Annotated in this window: 12 protein-coding genes; 9 read left to right on the top strand and 3 right to left on the bottom strand. The window is 65.9% G+C overall.

Annotation, left to right across the window (positions count from 1 at the left end; all coding sequences use genetic code 11):
• Positions 1–107 precede the first annotated feature (107 nt).
• A complete protein-coding gene (locus WG901_RS08175) occupies positions 108–665 on the top strand; it encodes a hypothetical protein (RefSeq protein ID WP_339586513.1) in 558 nt (185 codons plus the stop codon).
• 44 nt (positions 666–709) lie between these two features.
• Here the strand turns inward: WG901_RS08175 and WG901_RS08170 are convergent, their stop codons facing one another.
• The 3 genes from WG901_RS08170 to WG901_RS08160 form a co-directional block, all read right to left on the bottom strand.
• Positions 710–4,210, bottom strand: a complete 3,501-nt coding sequence (locus WG901_RS08170) for a DEAD/DEAH box helicase (RefSeq protein ID WP_339586512.1) — start codon at positions 4,208–4,210, stop codon at positions 710–712.
• Positions 4,194–4,880 carry a Hachiman antiphage defense system protein HamA gene (locus WG901_RS08165; protein WP_465263047.1) on the bottom strand — a complete coding sequence of 229 codons (687 nt, stop codon included), beginning with the start codon at positions 4,878–4,880 and terminating at the stop codon, positions 4,194–4,196. The genes WG901_RS08170 and WG901_RS08165 overlap by 17 nt, the downstream gene beginning before the upstream one ends.
• Positions 4,881–5,584: 704 nt before the next feature.
• A complete protein-coding gene (locus tag WG901_RS08160; protein ID WP_339586510.1) occupies positions 5,585–6,496 on the bottom strand; it encodes a nucleotidyltransferase and HEPN domain-containing protein in 912 nt (303 codons plus the stop codon).
• A 260-nt stretch (positions 6,497–6,756) separates the two neighbouring features.
• Between WG901_RS08160 and WG901_RS08155 the strand changes: the two genes are divergently transcribed.
• From WG901_RS08155 to WG901_RS08120, 8 genes are all read left to right on the top strand, one after another.
• On the top strand, positions 6,757–7,506 hold the full coding sequence (locus WG901_RS08155; protein ID WP_339586509.1) for a helix-turn-helix transcriptional regulator: 750 nt from the start codon (positions 6,757–6,759) through the stop codon (positions 7,504–7,506).
• Between the two features lie 137 nt (positions 7,507–7,643).
• A complete protein-coding gene (locus tag WG901_RS08150; protein ID WP_339586508.1) occupies positions 7,644–7,871 on the top strand; it encodes a helix-turn-helix domain-containing protein in 228 nt (75 codons plus the stop codon).
• Complete coding sequence (locus WG901_RS08145; RefSeq protein ID WP_339586507.1) at positions 7,864–8,403, top strand: S26 family signal peptidase; 540 nt, start codon at positions 7,864–7,866, stop codon at positions 8,401–8,403. The genes WG901_RS08150 and WG901_RS08145 overlap by 8 nt, the downstream gene beginning before the upstream one ends.
• Positions 8,391–9,017 carry a lytic transglycosylase domain-containing protein gene (locus WG901_RS08140; protein ID WP_339586506.1) on the top strand — a complete coding sequence of 209 codons (627 nt, stop codon included), beginning with the start codon at positions 8,391–8,393 and terminating at the stop codon, positions 9,015–9,017. Before WG901_RS08145 ends, WG901_RS08140 begins: the two co-directional genes overlap by 13 nt.
• A 582-nt stretch (positions 9,018–9,599) precedes the next feature.
• The gene (locus WG901_RS08135; RefSeq protein WP_339586505.1) at positions 9,600–10,211 is read left to right on the top strand and encodes an RNA polymerase sigma factor; all 612 of its coding nucleotides are present in this window, start codon (positions 9,600–9,602) and stop codon (positions 10,209–10,211) included.
• Entirely contained in the window at positions 10,108–11,250 is a 1,143-nt protein-coding gene (locus tag WG901_RS08130) for a FecR family protein (RefSeq protein ID WP_339586504.1), read from the top strand. Before WG901_RS08135 ends, WG901_RS08130 begins: the two co-directional genes overlap by 104 nt.
• A gap of 156 nt (positions 11,251–11,406) precedes the next feature.
• Positions 11,407–13,962: a TonB-dependent receptor gene (locus WG901_RS08125; RefSeq protein ID WP_339586503.1), complete on the top strand. Its 2,556-nt coding sequence runs from the start codon at positions 11,407–11,409 to the stop codon at positions 13,960–13,962.
• A complete protein-coding gene (locus WG901_RS08120) occupies positions 13,959–16,136 on the top strand; it encodes an Atxe2 family lasso peptide isopeptidase (RefSeq protein ID WP_339586502.1) in 2,178 nt (725 codons plus the stop codon). Before WG901_RS08125 ends, WG901_RS08120 begins: the two co-directional genes overlap by 4 nt.
• Positions 16,137–16,146: the final 10 nt, after the last annotated feature.

Here is a 16,146-nt window from a genome sequence, read left to right as displayed (position 1 = left end):
GAGCGCGGTTTGCGATCGCTCTTGGCCTCAACGATGCTATCCTGCCGGTAAGTGGCATTAGAGACTGGTGGTAACGGCAGATGATTGGCGTTTTGGCCTATGGGTCCTTGATCACCGATCCCGGGCCCGAGTTGGAAGCAGTGATTCTATCGCGGCGCGACGGGGTGTTGACGCCGTTCTCCGTGGAATATGCGCGATCGAGCGGGGGACGGAAGGGCGCGCCGACGCTGGTTCCGGTCGCGACGGGCGGGGCATCCGTCCTCGCCACGATTTTCGAGCTTGCCGTCAGCGTCGATGAAGCCGCCGACATTGTCTACCGGCGCGAAATCGACAAGATCGGCACCGGACGCAAATATGTCGAACCAGCCAATCATACGAACAACACGGTGATCATTGAACGCTTCGCCGATCTCGCAGGATTTGAGGTGGTACTTTTCACGCGGATCGGCGCCAACATCGACCCGCTGACGGCCGACATTTTGGCGTCGCTTGCGATAAAGAGCGCTCGCGAAGCGGCGCCAGGGAAGGACGGGATCAGCTATCTGATGAACGCCATGCACGCCGGCATCGTTACGCCACTAACGTCTGCCTATGAGGCCGCCATCCTAGACCAGGCCGGCACCATCGACCTGGCCGCGGCGCTGGCCACCGTTCGGGGGGGATAGGTGGCGGCCTTTTCTGAGGGCTCTGGGTTGGTCGGTCGGGCACTTCATTCGATAAGGTCGCCGGGGCCGAGATAACGGACATGGAGGAAGTCGTCATCCCACGTGGTGGTAGCGACGGCAAGGCCGAGCCGCATGGGGTTGAGTGGGCCCGCGAGGCGCCCCAGCGGACTGCCGTCGGGCGCGCAGACCAGCGTCTGACCGTCCCGGTCGAGCAGCCGGACCGGCACTTCGATGTCGGGGTCGTGATCCGTCCAGACGACGGCGAGTTCATGATCGCTGCTGCTCCAGGTCCGCCGCCGCGCCGGGGCCATGCTGTCGATGAACTGCAGCCACAAGCCGTGCGATTCGGGCGAGGGCCAGTCGGGATCGTCGACCCCCGCCGCCACATCGTCCCTTCGCAGCCAGCCGCGCAGCTCGGCCATCGTCGTGAAATCGGCGCCGGTTTGCGTGACGGCCGCGATCGCGGCGAGCCGGGAGCTGAAGCCCGCATGCATCAACATCGCCGCTGAAATGTCGAGCGAACCGGTCTCGACCGCCGCCACCGCGACCCCCAGTTCGAGGTCCTCCATCGCGAGCCCGCTCTCAAGCTCGTCGCCATGCGCGAGCGCCCGGACTCTGAGGGCTTCCATCGCCCAGGGCAGGCGATAGACCAGCGCTTGTTCGACGAACTTCAAGACCGCGTTTTCCTGACCGACCGCCAGGGCGGCGAGCGCCTCACCCGATAGCCACGCCTTGAGGATCGGCTTCCAGTTGCCCGGCAGATCATCGGGCACGAAGGGCGGGATGGCGAACACGCGCTCGGCGAAGCTCGTGATCGCCGCGATCGCCTGATCGGGTTCCTCGAGCAGAACGGCGGTGTTGGCGGCCGCGAGCAGTTCGTTGAGCGCGGCGGCGGCGGCATCGAGCGCCTCGCCGGTCGCCAGCCCGACCCCGGCGAGGAAATAGCCACGGCGCTGCGTCGCGGTCGTGCGGCCCCAGATGAACTTGGCGCGGGCGGCGAGACCGGCCTTCAGGAGCTTCTGCGTCTGGGCGTTGCGGTGGCCGAGGCGCCGCGTCCACAAGGACGACGCCAGCACATCGTCGAGCATCGTCTCGACGGCATCGTCGGGCACGTCCTGCTCGCCGAGCATGCTGAGCAGCGCCGTGTCGAGCGTCGTCAGATAGCCGGCCCAACGGTCGCGCTCGCTCTCGGCAAGGTCGGGCCCTTCGGTGGCGAGCAGCGGAAAGTCCCACGCGGTGACGCCCGCCAGATATTCGACCATCGCGTCCACGGTCTTGACCCTGGTCTTTTGCACCATTCGCCGGACGAGGAACATCATCAGCCGCAGCAGGCCGCTTTCCATCTCCTTGCCCTTGGTGTTCTCGACCATCTCCTTCCAGTCGGCGCGCCGTTTCGCCACGCGGTCGAACATCGGCATCAGCACTAGGCCCTCGACATCGACATAGGCGCGCCCCGCGCGCCCGACGACATTGCGGAACTCGGCGATGTCGATCGGCTCGGCCGCGCGCATCAGGCCGTGGAAGATCAGCGTCGTCGCCGACAGATTGAGACCCTGCGCCAGCGTCGGCGAGGAAATCGTCACGCGCAGGACACCCTCGCGCAGCAGCCGCTCGACCTCCTTGCGATACGGCGTCGGCAGCGCGCCATGGTGGATCGCGACCCCGAGCTTGAGGCAGGCAAGCACCGGGCTGTCGGCGCCCAGCCACTCGGTGCCGATCGCGATCGCATTGGCGAGCATGGCGGGATCATGCTCTAGCGCCGAGGCGATCGCGCCGCGTCCCGCGAGATCGACGATCGCCTTGGCGAAGGGTTCGACCGAACGGCGTTGCGGGCAGAAGATCAGCACCGAGTGCTTGTCGGCGAGCAACGCCCAGGCGGTCGCGATGCACAGTTCGCGCTGATCGCACGGGAAGTGCCGCGTCTTGCGGCCCTTGGGCAGGCTTGCCGAGAGAAATTTCGGGACGAACGGCTTCTCCGCGCCGATCGATATCTCGAGCCGGGCATGTTCGCCGCGCCACTCGACCTCGCCGTAGCGCAATCGCGTCGGCCGCCAGTCGAGCTTGATCAGGCCATCGTCCTGATCGCCCGTCAGCCAGGCAGTGAAATCCTGCAACTGATCGCCGTCGGGCAGGATCGCCGACAGGCACACGATCCGCCGCGTCCTGGCGTCGCTACGCCGCAGCAGCCGCTGGATCTGCACCTCGTAGCGGACCTCGCGCTCGGTCAGGCCGATCATATGGCCTTCGTCGAGCACCACCAGACCCACCGTGTCGAGCAGCTCGGGGTCGTTGCGCAGCGCGAAGTCGAGCTTCTCCGGCGTGGCGACGATGATGTCGCTTTCGCGCAGGAAATCCTCGTCGACATCGCTGACCCCGATCGCGCCATAGAGGCTCGACACGGTCTTGCCGAGTGGCTGGAAGGTGCGCTGGAGCGTGACTTCGGTCTGCGCCGACAAGGCCCTGAGCGGCGTAACGAAGACCACGCGGCGGCCGGCGGCGAGACAGGCGAGGATGCAAAGCTCGGCGACACGCGTCTTGCCCGCGCTGGTCGGCAGCGACACCACCATATTGTCAGCCAGGTTGAGCGCGCGGGTCGCGGCATCGATCTGCGAGGGCCACAGGTCGATCTCGGCACGGCCCCGGCGCAGCAGCGTCGCGATGAACAATTCGCGGTACGCCGCCCAGTCTCCGTCGCCATCGGCCGGCGCCTTCGGCAACCGGACGTGGAAGCTCGAAGACCATAGGTCGCCGAGGAGATGAACGGCGAGCCGGTGGCACCACCAGCTTGGCACCAGATTGAGTTCGGCGGCCGAGGCGAGCCCGATGTTCAGACGCTCGATGGCGGCCGCGATGAGATCCGGCGCGCCGCGCTCGAAGGCGAGCAGGGCGGTGGCGAGCGCGCCCAGGAAATTGTCGGTGAGCGCCTGGTCGACAACGCCGATCAGCGCATCCTCGGCGCCGCCGCCGCCGCGGTCGTCGTCTGCGCCCGCGACAGCGTCGAGCGGGCCGCTGGCGTCGAGCCGCGCCATCATCGCCTGCTCGGTCGTCTCGTCCGCCAGGCGCGCGCTGGTGATGAGGTCCTCGAGCCCGTCGAGGTCGCGCAGCATCAGCAGCGCGATCGCGCGCTCGGGCAGGCTGAGATTGGACTCGGCGAGACCTTCGTGGAGCAGCGAGAAGGCGCGCGCCGCATAGCGGGCGAGATGATAGCAGGCCGCCGCCAGCAACCGGTGGAAATCGCGTTCGGTGCTCGACCTTCCGCGCGAGACCGCCGCCTCGATCGCCGAGGCGGCATGTTCGAAGGCCGAGCGCGCGGCGACGAGCTCAGCGCCCTGGTCGAGCAGCCGCAGCCCCTGGGTCATGAGCGAATAGGCGTAGGACAGCAGGTCGTAGGTGAGCAGCGTCGAGAATTGCGGCGCCTCGGGAGGCAGCACGCCGTCCCGCCACACCATCGAGCGCGCCTGACCCTTTGCCAGCAGATCGTCGCGGAAGCCCGGCATGGTCGCTTCGGCGATGAGCTGGGCAATGGCCTCAGGGGTGGTTGCCATCGGCGATCACCCTGTCGAAGACCTGCTTGATGAAGGCCTGATGAGTCGAGACCCGCAGACCCACCGCGACTTGCGGGATACGGCCGGCGTAGGCGGTTAGGTTCGCGGTCAGCAGCGGGCTCGGATTGTTGCCGGTGAACATGAACATGAGGTGCGATAGCTGCTTGACCTCGATCCGCGCCTTGAGCTGATATTCGTCGATGATCTCGGCGAGTGCGGTCTCGCCGGTCTCGAACAGCCGGTCGGCGACGAACGCCAGGGCGTGCGGGGTGGGGCGGCCGTTGCTCGACGACAAGGCGGCTCGCGCCTCGTCGACGGTCTGCTTGCCAAGCGTCGCCCGGCTCTTGACCTCGCCTTTGAGGAACTTGACCCTGACCGCGGGGTCGAGGCGGATGCCCAGGATATCATCGCCGCGCATCGCCATCTCGCGATGATCCGACCAGCGCAGCTTGTAGACACCGATGCCGTAGCCGGTGAACTCGGTGACATAGCTTGTCGCGAGAATCTCGCCGAGATCGCCCGATCGCGATTTCGCGCCTTGGGGGAGCTTGGTCTGGACATAGTCGGCGACCGCCGGCTTGCCGAGCCGTCGCAAGATATCGGCTACGCGGTCCGGAGCGGCATAATGCCCCGGCACGACGGCTGCCACTGCGGCAACGCCAGTGTGCAGCGTAGTGCTGCTCGCCTCTAAATATATCAGATCGTGCGAGTTGATCTTCGTCGAGCTTTGTTCGCACCAGGATTTGATGTCTGCCACCCGTCTACCTCCCCAAAATGGTCCCTACCATGCTGCACGCTTTGATGGGAGCATTTCGGGCACTGTTCTGATGAGGCGCTTATTTGCGCAATCGTCTCCTAACGACGCTACTGTTGGGCTCGCAACCGAGCCTCGTCCTCTCTTGTCTCAAAGGCAGGCCTGCGTACTGGCCGATACTTGGTAAAAGCGTAGGCAGTTCCGCTCTCCGGCAACCGTGTCGAATGCAGCTCCGGAAAGAATATCGGCTTTCAGGCACGAACTCCTGTCGCTCGAATGAGCGAAATGGAGCGCATAGCTGCCGTCGGAGGTAGGCGCATCGAAGGGCAGCTATCCGCAAACTACGCCCTAAAACCCGCCGTTCCGGATCGTCCAACGAAGGCGACGTTCACAAGGCCGGTTCGGTCCGCCTGTACGACGGGCAGCTTACCGCGATTTCGCTTCTAAGTCCGGACAGTCCAACGAGCTGGTCGATAACCGAATCTCAAGGGAGAACTCCTAGGGTGCAAGGCGCGGATCCCGTTGGTCTTCTGCCATGATCGGCCAGCCGGATCCGCCACCAGCACGACAGCACGAGCAGGATAGCGAGCGCCGGCAGAGGCGTCCAAAGCCGCAGCCATCTAGCTGCGGACGATCTCCTTGATCCGCGCTGCGCTAACCCTTTCAACGAGGTCTCGAAGTCGCTTCACCGATGTGTATATGGCGTCGAGATCCTCGATCGTAACGTGGTAGTTTGGCGAGTATCTCGCGTCGACGTACGCGCGCTTGAGGAGTTCGAACCGTCGGCGGTCCAGTTTCGTTGCCTGAGGCCAGGCCTCGATAAGGCGGGGCTCTTTCGACTCTGACAGCGATCTCAAGAATTTGATATTGTGAGATTTTGGGAAGTAGAAAGTCGATGTGAGTAAGAAGCAGGCGTATGCAGTTTCAGCGGCCTGATGGAGATTGAAAGCTGCCTTGTTGGCCCACATCGGATCAGAGGGAATCTGGTCGATCGCAACCTTGGTCAAGTAAAGCCATTGATCTAAAGATCGCATGTACTGATCGAAGAACCGTTCTGCCATCTGAACTGCGTCAAACTTCGATAGTGGTTTCGCTGCCGCTAGTGCGTGGCCGGGCAGCTCGTAGAGTACGATGCCGTCACGCACGATGTCGGCCCAGAAATATTCGCCCCGCTGGAGGGCCTTGTTCACGTCGCTGAGGTCGTGGACGATGATGTTGACCTGGCGTCCGATCGTTTCGTCGCGCAGGATGCGGTCCTCGGCGATGTACCAGTATTCCGCGATGTCGGTCAGCTTCTCGTGGCTGACGATGATCAGCAGGTCGAAGTCCGATTGGTAGCCGCCGACCGGGTCGTCCACCCAGTCGCTGCGGGCGTACGAGCCAAACAGGATGACCTTGAGGATCTTGCCGCTGCGTTTCCACGCCGAGGTCCCGAGCGCGATCGCCTTGTCGAACTCCTCCATGAGGATCTTCGTCGCGCGGGCCAGTTCATCCTGCTGCTTGGCCGGGAGGTGGGAAAGGTCGTCGCGCACGCTTGTCCTATGCCGCTTTCGCTGAGGCGCGTCGAGATGCGGCGGCGCCCTCCGCCACGGTCTCTAGGCTTGCTCCAGGATAGAATGAATTCGTGATTTTCGAAAGACGTCGCGGGTCGATTGATCGAATATCGAGCCGATTCTTCGCCTGCGGACCATGCAAAAGGCTTGGTGCACAAGGGGATTTGAGTATACTTCAAATATATTAATAATCGGGAATCGCACATGCCCTATCGTGAAGGCATCCGATCATGAGAGCGGTGGGTCTGACTTATTTGACCGAGCGCCTCGGTGAGATCGATCGAGCCCGCACAATTGAGGAGGTGTCCGACCTTCTCGAACAATTCACGCGAGATGCTGGCTTTCGATATTTTGCGCTCGCCCATCATACCGACCCGGCGAATGCGCCAAATCGCTTCCTGCTGCTCGAAAACTATCCTCAGACTTGGGTCGACGAATATACCTCATCCGGCCTCTATCGACATGACCCGGTGCGCCGCCTCGCAGGACTTCGTCCCGGGACGTTTGTCTGGAGTGAATTGCCCGCACGTCTCACCTTGTCGCGCAAGGAGCTCGATGTCTTGGCGCGCGCGCAGGCGGCCGGGCTTGGTGAGGGCTTTACGGTGAGCCTCTATGCCCATGGCGATCGACAGGCGAGTTGCTCCTTCGTTTGCGCACCTGACGAACCTCTGCCGACGATCGCCTTGCCAGCTGCCGAGATGATCGCCCGGCATGCCTTCGCTCGCCTGTTCGACATCCTTCATCCGGCGGTCCTCGACGTGCCGCGGCTCTCTCCGCGCCAACTGCAATGCGTGCTCTTGATGGCGCAAGGGCACACCGACGCTCAGATCGCGACAATCCTCGGCATAAGCAGGGAGACAGTGATCGAGTACATCAATGATGCCCGCCGCCGCTTCGGTGTGACGAAGCGATCCCAGCTTACCGCGGCTGTGGCAAGCTTTGGCCTCATCAGCGCCCAGGAGGTCCTTGGCGCAAACCTCCCCATTTAGGGGGGATTGCGCGGGGTCCGTTCTCGTAGCCCAATAGACCCTCATCTCGACTCCGGCCGATTGGGCCGGGTGCCGAGCGGCTTCGACCGAAGGCGTGTCCCTGATTTCAGGGCGCGGCCTGGATGCAGGAGGCGTTTGTGATCGATGACGAAATGGCGCGAGCCACGCGTGCAAGGCGGGCAAATCCCTTCCTCAATTCCGCACAGGCCGCCGAGTTCCTGCGCCTGTCGCATCGCCATCTCGAGCGCATGCGCAGCCGCGGACAAGGGCCGCGGTTCCGCCGCCATTCCCGCTACGTCTGGTATCATGTCGACGATCTCATCCGCTGGTCCGAGAGCACGAGCGGGAGACCCTTCAATGCCTGAACGGACGTGTCCTCTCGCGCAAACTGGCGCGACCGTTCGGTCGCGGACTCTGGCGCCGAGCCTGCTCGCCTTCGCGCTGCTTGCGGTTCCGCTCGCGGCGCATCCGTCTCCGGTTCTCCTGTGGAACGTGACGACCAGTGTGCCCACAGGACTTTATGGTCTGGCGGGAACCGCCGCGATCGAGCGCGGTGACCTCGTCGCGGCCCACCTGCCTGGGCGGGTGCGGGCGCTGGCGGCGGAGCGGCGATATGTCCCCGCCAGCGTGCCCGTGATCAAGCGCGTCGCGGGCGTCCCCGGTGATCTCGTCTGTGGAATGAGCGCGCAGGTTACCGTGAACGGTGCCCCCGTTGCATCGCGCCGGCAGCGGGACGCGGCAGGGCGCCTCTTGCCGCACTGGCATGGCTGCGAGCGATTGTTGCCGGGGCGGGTGTTCCTCCTGGGCGATGCTCCAGATTCCTTCGATGGCCGCTATTTCGGGCCGATCGAGAGCGCTGGGGTCCTGGGTGAAGCGAGGCTACTGTGGCGCTCCTGAGGTTAGGGGCCGTTGCCCTCGCGGTCGCCTGGGCTGCACCGGTGCGCGGCGACGAGGTCGCGCGGTGGCGGCCGTTCGTCGAAGAGGCATCGATCCGGTTCGGCGTACCTGTGACCTGGATTGAGCGCGTCATGAAGACGGAGAGCGCGGGACGAACGCAGCTCGGTGGACGCCCGATCGTCAGTTCGGCCGGCGCGATGGGCCTCATGCAGCTCATGCCGCGAACCTGGGCAGACATGCGTTCGAAGCTGGGGCTCGGCGGCGATCCCCACGAGCCGCGTGACAACATTCTTGCAGGGACCGCTTACCTGCGGCTCATGTACGACCAGTTCGGCTATCCGGGCCTCTTCGGCGCCTACAATGCGGGGCCGGGACGCTATGCCGAGTATCTTGGCGGCGGACGCTCGCTCCCCGGCGAAACCTGGGCCTACATGGCCGCGACGGCCGGTTCTCATCCGCGCCGCTTCATCGAGGGTTCTGACGCGATCGGCGGTCCCATAGGTGAGGGTGGGGCAAAACGCGCCAGACCGTCGCCCGCCGGCATCTTCTACGATCTCTCGGCCGCGCCCGGGTCGTCGGGACAGGATGGGATCTTCGTTCGCCCGCGACCCTGACCCGGCGTGCGGTTACGGGGCCCGGTGGCTGCCTTTGCACTCGCTTCAGCTGGGGTGTCGCCGTTTCCGTCGATCTTGCGGGTGCCAGCGGCTTGGCTGGCTGTGGTGGTCGTTCGGTTGGGGGCGATATTGAGAGCCGGTCCGTATTGTGACGAGGCGGTGGGACATCCGGGCCACGAGTCGTCCCGGGACCGGGACGCGCCGGGCTTTGGGCTGGGCCTGGACATGGCGCCGGCTACCCGGATGCCCCGGGAAAATGTGCGGACAAGCGGCAAAGAACCCAAGTCCGCGCGGCGGCCTTTCGACGGCAATCGCCTCCATTGTTGAAGCATCCCCGCCATCTCCGGCGTGCCGACGCCGAGGGAGACTTGCAATAGGCGGGCCGGACTCTAGAATCTTCGATTGCGCTCATTCGAAGCGCCGAGGCGCGAGATCCTCGCACAGGTCAGACAGTCTCGCCAGGCGGCATGGAAAGATTCATGGCCCCGGGTGATTGGCGCGCATGTACAGGCATGGCCCCCATGCTAAAGGCGCCGATGCTGGCCTCGCGCGAGGGTCCCGATTTCCGGCAACGCCGGCGCCTTGCCAGGAGAGGCCCATGGCGACGAGCATCGCGCGCTGGCGCGCGGCCCGAGCCCTCTCGTGCGTCTGAAGATCTGGCGCTACCGCCGAGCTCTCGCAGAAGGTGGCGACAATGCCGATGAGGATCTCGCGGCGCTCTACGAAGCCGAGGCACCGAGGTTACGGCGACGGCTTACGCGCAGCGCGACCCCGGACCGTGCCGCGGACCTCGTCCAGTCGGCGTTCCTGCGCCTGCTGCGGATCGGCCGCGGGCGCCGCGACGCGATAGAGCGACCCTATTGCCATCTTGCGCGCGTTGCCGACAATCTGGCCATCGACGAGATGCGGCGGGCGGAAGCGCGCGCGACCTTCGTCGCGATCGAGGAGCAGGGCGACCATCCCGCGGCGGCCGATTTCCAGGCCACGCTCGAGGCCCGCGATATCTTGCGACGCGTCGACGACGCGATCCATCGCCTTCCCGACCGCACCCGCGAGATTTTCCTGGCGCACCGTTTCGACGATCTGACCTATGCGCAGATCGCTGCGCGGATGGGGATCAGCGTCAAGACGGTCGAGAAGCACATCTCGCTGGCACTGCGCGCCCTGCACCGGGCGAGCGGAGGAAAACCATGACCGGCAGGCGCCCATGAATGGCGATCTCGATCGCGATCGCTTCGGCGAGGCGAGCGACTGGTTCTCGCGCATGCGTGGCACCGACGCGGAGGCATCGCGCGAGGAGTTCGAGGTCTGGCGGGCCGATCCCTTGAACGCGGCCGCCTACCGCGAGATCGAGGCGATCTGGGCCGTATCGGCGCGTGCGCCGGCGGGCAAGGGCAGGGCCCGGCCACAGCGGCTGCGTCCGGGATTGATTGCGGCTGGTCTCGCGGCCGCGGTCACCATCGCGCTGTTCGTCCATGGTTTGGGGCGCCCCGGATCGGAAAGTCCCGGGGAGACCTTCCAGAACGATCGATCGGGAGTGCGTTTCGTCGCTCTCCCCGATGGCTCCAAAGTGACACTCGATGCCGCCAGCGTGATCCGGACCGGCTTCGGCCGCGACGAGCGCAGGGTGGAGCTGCTGGCGGGCCGCGCGCGTTTCGACGTCGCGCACGGCCAGGCCCGGCCCTTCGTGGTCGTTGCCGCGTCACATGCCGTGATCGCGCGCGGCACCATGTTCGACGTGCGTATCGCGAGCGATCGGACCGAGGTCGCGCTCATCGAAGGCGCCGTCGATCTCGAGCGGCGCAGCAGCGGGCAGGCGGGCCTTCGCGTTGGGCGCCTAGTGCCCGGTCAGACGGCGCTCTTTGTCGGAAGGGAGGCCTCGCCGCGAATCTCTGCGGCTCCGGCGGTGAACTGGACGAGCGGGATATTTACCGCGCAGAGCATGCCGCTGGCCGATCTGGTCGCGCGCGCCAATCGGTCTTCCTCGCCGGCCATAGTCCTTGCCGATCCCTCGCTCGGCAATCTGCGCGTCACCGGCGGTTTCGTCTTGTCTGATACCCGGTCGCTTGCCGCCGGACTTGCCGCCGCGCTCGATCTCAAGGTGAGCGAGCAGGCCTCGGGCCGGATCGTACTGTCACGTGCTGTCGAAGCGCCGCTGCCGCCAGCGGCAAGAGTGCAGGTCGGTCCGACGCCCGAACCGATCAAGCCGCTGGTGCCAAGCGCGATCCCCTGATTTGGCACTCTGTCGGCCTGGCACGTGCCCTTGGTTGGGCGGGACTGGCCGCTTCGTTCAGGCCTGAAATTAAATCGTAGGGTCCCCGGCGCCTGACCTCGTCCTCCTCCTCACAGCCACTCGCCCGGCGAGCGGCACGAACAGGAGGGACTTACGATGTCACGCTATTCGCCGCGCACCCGCGCGCACATTCTGCTGAGCGCCGCCGCGCTCCTGGCCGCGAGTCCGGCCTGCGCCGAGGCGCCGGTTCAGGCCTATGACATTCCTTCGCAGCCGCTGAGCGTGGCGCTTTCGGCTGCGGCGCAGCGGGCCGGCGTTTCCATCATCGCGCCGAGCGAACTGGTCGAGGGCCGGCGAGCGCCGGCGATCAGTGGCCGATACGAGCCGATCGACGCCATACGCCGCTTGCTCGAGGGCAGCGGCCTCGTCGTCGAGCGCGCGGGTGACAACTACGTGATCAAGCGCGCCGTTCGCGGCGACAATGGCGATGGTTCGTACGGGACCTATGCCGATGGCGAGATCGTCGTGACCGGCACGCGAATCCGCGGCGCGCCGGTCGCCTCGACGCTCGTGCGTCTCAATGCCGAAGCGGCGCGCAATACGGGGCAGGCCTCGGTCGCCGATATCCTGCGCGCCGTGCCGCAGAATTTCGGGGGCGGGCAGAACCCTGGCATCGGCAACAACGTCCCCGAGGCCAACGGCTCCAACATTGGCGGCAGCTCGTCGATTAACCTGCGCGGCCTCGGCAGCGATGCGACCCTGACCCTGCTCAACGGTCGCCGGCTGCCCTATTCGGCCGCCTTCCAGTCGGTCGATATATCGGCCATTCCGCTCGACGCCGTCGATCGGATCGAGATCGTCGCCGATGGCGCCTCGGCGCTCTACGGCTCGGATGCGGTCGCGGGTGTGGCAAACATCGTCCTGAAACGCGATTTCGACGGGATTCGCACGAGCGCCCGGCTCGGCGCCTCGACTGACGGCGGCAACTTCCAGCAGCAGTACGATCTGGTCGGGGGGAAGACCTGGAAGGACGGGGGCCTTCTCGTCGCCTACGAATTCGCGCGCAACACGCGCATCCTGTCGCGCCAGCGCGACTACGGCGCCGTCGTGCCCGGCGTGACCTTCTTCCCACTGATCAAACGCCACAGCGTGATGGTCACGGGATATCAGGATCTGGCGCCGGGCGTCACCCTGGCGCTCGACGCGCTCTATGGGCGACGCTCCACGCAGACTGAATTTCCGCTCAACCCGGCCGGCGATCTCGCTGTCAGCCGCGCAGAGGCCAATACGTCTTCGCGGTCCTTCGTGCTGGCACCGTCGCTGAAGGCGGAGCTCGGCGGGGGCTGGCGTCTCCTGGCGAGCGCGATGTACGGCAAGGATCGGGCCGTGTTCGGGACTGACCAGGTGCTCGGCGCCACCTTCATCGACGGCGGCAACGCTTGCTATTGCAATACCGGTTACGCGGGCGAGATCGGCGGCGACGGGCCGCTCTTCGCGCTTCCGGGCGGGGACGCGCAACTGGCGATCGGAGCCGGCTGGCGCAAGAACGTCCTGCGCCGCAGCGCACCGCTGACGCCCAATCGCAATGTCCTGGGCAAGCAGGACAGCCGCTATGCCTACGGCGAGATCAACCTGCCCTTCGTATCGCCGGACATGGGCGTCGGTGGGATCGCCCGGCTCAACCTGAGCGCGGCCCTGCGGCATGAGCGCTATCCGGGGATCGACAATGTGACGACGCCGAAAATCGGCCTGATCTATGCTCCGGTCGAAGGCTTCAGCCTCAAGGGGAGCTGGGGCAAGTCCTTCCGCGCGCCGACGCTGCTGCAGCTGAACTCGGTCACCGGCGGTCTCGTATCGCCCCCGGCCAATTTCGGGGGGACAGGATTTGCGCCGGGCGCGACCGTGCTGTTTTTGAATGGCGGCAACTCGCAGCTGAAGCCCGAACGTGCCGAGTCCTGGTCGGTGACCGCGGCGCTCGAACCTGCGCGCGGCCTGCGCATCGAGGCCGGCGTCTTCCGCACGACCTACAAGGACCGCATCGTCACGCCGATTTTGCGATCGGTCCAGGCGCTCAGCAATCCGGACTTCGCCGACCTCGTCCTGCGCGCGCCGAGCCCGGCTCAGGTCGCCGCGGCGCTCGCTTCGGTCGACGTGCTCACCAACACCGTGGGCGGCGTGAACCCAGCCAATATCGCGGCCATCGTCAACAATGCCTATGCCAATGCCGCGGCCCAGGCGATCGAGGGCGTGGATCTGCTGGCAAGCTACGCGGGCGAGCTTGCGGGCGGGGCGTTGTCGCTCTCGGCCAATGCGAGCCTGCTCGACAGCGAGCAGCAGCGCGGCCCCGGACAAGCTGTGACCAATCTCGCGGGCACGATTTTCAACCCGCCGAATTTCCGCGGGAGGCTGACCGCCAGCTGGGCGAAAGGACCGGTCAACCTCGCCGCCGCGGTCAATCATATCGACGGCGTACGCGACACGCGCTTCGTGCCCGAGCGCGGCGTTCGCGGCATGACGACCTTCGATTTCGCGATCCGGTTGCAGCCGGGCGGTGGCGCGCGCGGCTTCGATCTGCTGCTCGCCGTCGAGAACGCCTTCAACGCGAAGCCGGACCCTATCCGTACGACGCTGTTCTACGACTACCCTTACGATTCCACGAATTATGCCGCCACCGGGCGCTTCGTCAGCCTGACCCTGGCGAAGACGTGGTGAGGGCGGCGTTGCCGCGGCGGCTGACGCTCGTCCTTGCCTCGACGTCCTGGGGCGCGCTGTCGTGGTCGGCGCCAGCCCTCGCGGCCTGCGAGGCGCTCCTGCCGCAAGCGGCTTTGCCGACGGAGATCCGGGAGCGGCGCGTCACCCCGGAAGACCTCGTGGGTCTTCGCGACATCGGTTATCCCGACGTCGCCTTTGCCATCGGCGACAGTCCGCTCGCCGTCTCGCCCGACGGCAAGCGGCTCGCCTTCGTCATCACGCGAGGCGATGCCGCGGCCAATCGCCACTGCCGCGCGCTCGTCGTGCTCGATCTCGCTGCAGGAGCAGGCCTGCGTGTCGTCGACAGCGGCGGCGAGTTCATGACCATGATGAATCCGACGCGCGGATCGCTGATCGCAACCGGAGCGCCCGAGGTCGTCACACCGGTGTGGTCGCCTGACGGACAGAGCCTCGCCTATCGCAAGCGGATCGAGGGTCGGACCGAAGCCTGGATCGCCTCGGCAGACGGGTCGGCTACGCGCCGAGCCGCCAGGCTCGAAGTCGATGTCGAAGCGCTCGCTTGGAGCAAGGATGGCGCCCGGCTCGTGCTGGCATCGAGGCCCGGACTCGCCGCCCAGGCGCAGGCGATCGATCGCGAGGGCCTGACCGGCTATGTCTACGACGCGCGCGTCTCGCCGAACGAATCCGCCCGGCCGCTGCTCGGCGTGGGCGAGCCGCTCGACTATCGGGCGCTCGACATCGCGAGCGACACGCTCGGAAACGCCGGAGCCGAGGACGCTACCCGCGTGCCGGCGATTGTCGATCCGACACGGGTATGGTCTCCCGTCGCTGTCTCCCCGGCAGGTCTCTCTGCACAGCTTGTGCGCGATGACAAACCGGGCGGTCCGATGCGAATCTCGATTGTGAGCGCGCCCGCTGGAACTGGCGCATCGCCTGTTTGTCTGGCCGAGACTTGCACGGGCTCGATCCGATCGCTGCTGTGGCTAGGCGACCAGCTCTACTACCTGCGACGGGAAGGCTGGGCCTGGGAAACGACCGCGCTCTACGTTTGGCGACCCGATCGCGGACAGCCGCGTCGCGTGATGGCCACGACCGATGCCGTTCACGGCTGTGTCCCTGCGCAGCGGCGCATCCTTTGTCTCGTAGAGAACGCGACGACGCCGAGGCGGATCGTGTCGATCGACGCGGCCAGCGGAGCGCGTAGCCCGGTCTATGATCCCAATCCGGAATTCGCGGGCATCGCGCTCGGCGAAGTGCGACGGCTCAAGTTCCGCAATCAGTTCGGCATCGAGGCCTGGGGCGATCTGGCTCTACCGCCGGGTTACGCGGGTGGGCGGCTGCCTCTGGTCGTGGTGCAATACAACAGCCGAGGGTTTTTGCGCGGCGGCACGGGTGACGACTATCCTGTCCATGCCTTCGCCGCGCGGGGCTTTGCGGTGTTAAGCTTCGAACGTCCGGCCGCAGCCGGGACGAACAGGCGTGATCGGGCGGTAGCAACGCCGCCCACTGGGGAATCGGTCAATCGTGCCAATGTCGAAGGCTGGGCGGACCGTCGCTCACTGCTCGGAGCGGTCGAGGGGCTGGTGGCTCAGGCGATAGAGCTGGGCGTCGCTGATCCTCGGCGGATCGGCATTACGGGCCTCAGCGATGGCGCGACGACGAGCGCCTTCGCGCTGGTGAACTCGCGGACTTTCGCGGCTGCGGCGATCAGCAGCTGTTGCATCGAGCCCAACACGGTCATGGTCCAGAGCGGTCCGGCGCGGGCCCGGCAGCTCCTGCTCGACGGCTTCCCGCCACTCGGCCCCGGCGACGCCGACTTCTGGCGGCCTATGTCGGTGTCGCGCAATGCGGACAGGATCTTCGCTCCGATCCTGATGCAACTTGCCGACCGCGAATATCTGCTCGGTCTCGAGACATGGGCCGCGCTCAAGCAGGCGGGCAAGCCGGTCGAGATGTACGTCTATCCCGACGAATATCATAACAGGTGGCAGCCCGCGCACCGTCTCGCGACCTATGTCCGCAGCCTCGACTGGTTCGACTACTGGCTTGCCGGCAAGCGCAATCCCGATACGGCCAAGGCGGCACAGTATGAGCGGTGGGATGCGCTTCGGCGGTTGCGCGACACCGGTACGGATCACCTGCCAGGAAATCCCGCGCGCCCGGATATGGACTAGCCCGGGTGCG

Origin of the sequence: Novosphingobium anseongense (genome assembly GCF_037482895.1) — a bacterium.
GTDB lineage: Bacteria > Pseudomonadota > Alphaproteobacteria > Sphingomonadales > Sphingomonadaceae > Novosphingobium > Novosphingobium anseongense.
This window is presented reverse-complemented; position numbering and strand designations above follow the sequence as displayed.

Coding starts and splice junctions, on each gene's coding strand:
- WG901_RS08170 (WP_339586512.1), bottom strand. CDS start 4,210: ATGGCAACCACCCCTGAGGCCATTGCCCAGCTCATCGCCGAAGCGACC.
- WG901_RS08145 (WP_339586507.1), top strand. CDS start 7,864: ATGCCTGAACGGACGTGTCCTCTCGCGCAAACTGGCGCGACCGTTCGG.
- WG901_RS08130 (WP_339586504.1), top strand. CDS start 10,108: ATGCGCAGATCGCTGCGCGGATGGGGATCAGCGTCAAGACGGTCGAGA.
- WG901_RS08125 (WP_339586503.1), top strand. CDS start 11,407: ATGTCACGCTATTCGCCGCGCACCCGCGCGCACATTCTGCTGAGCGCC.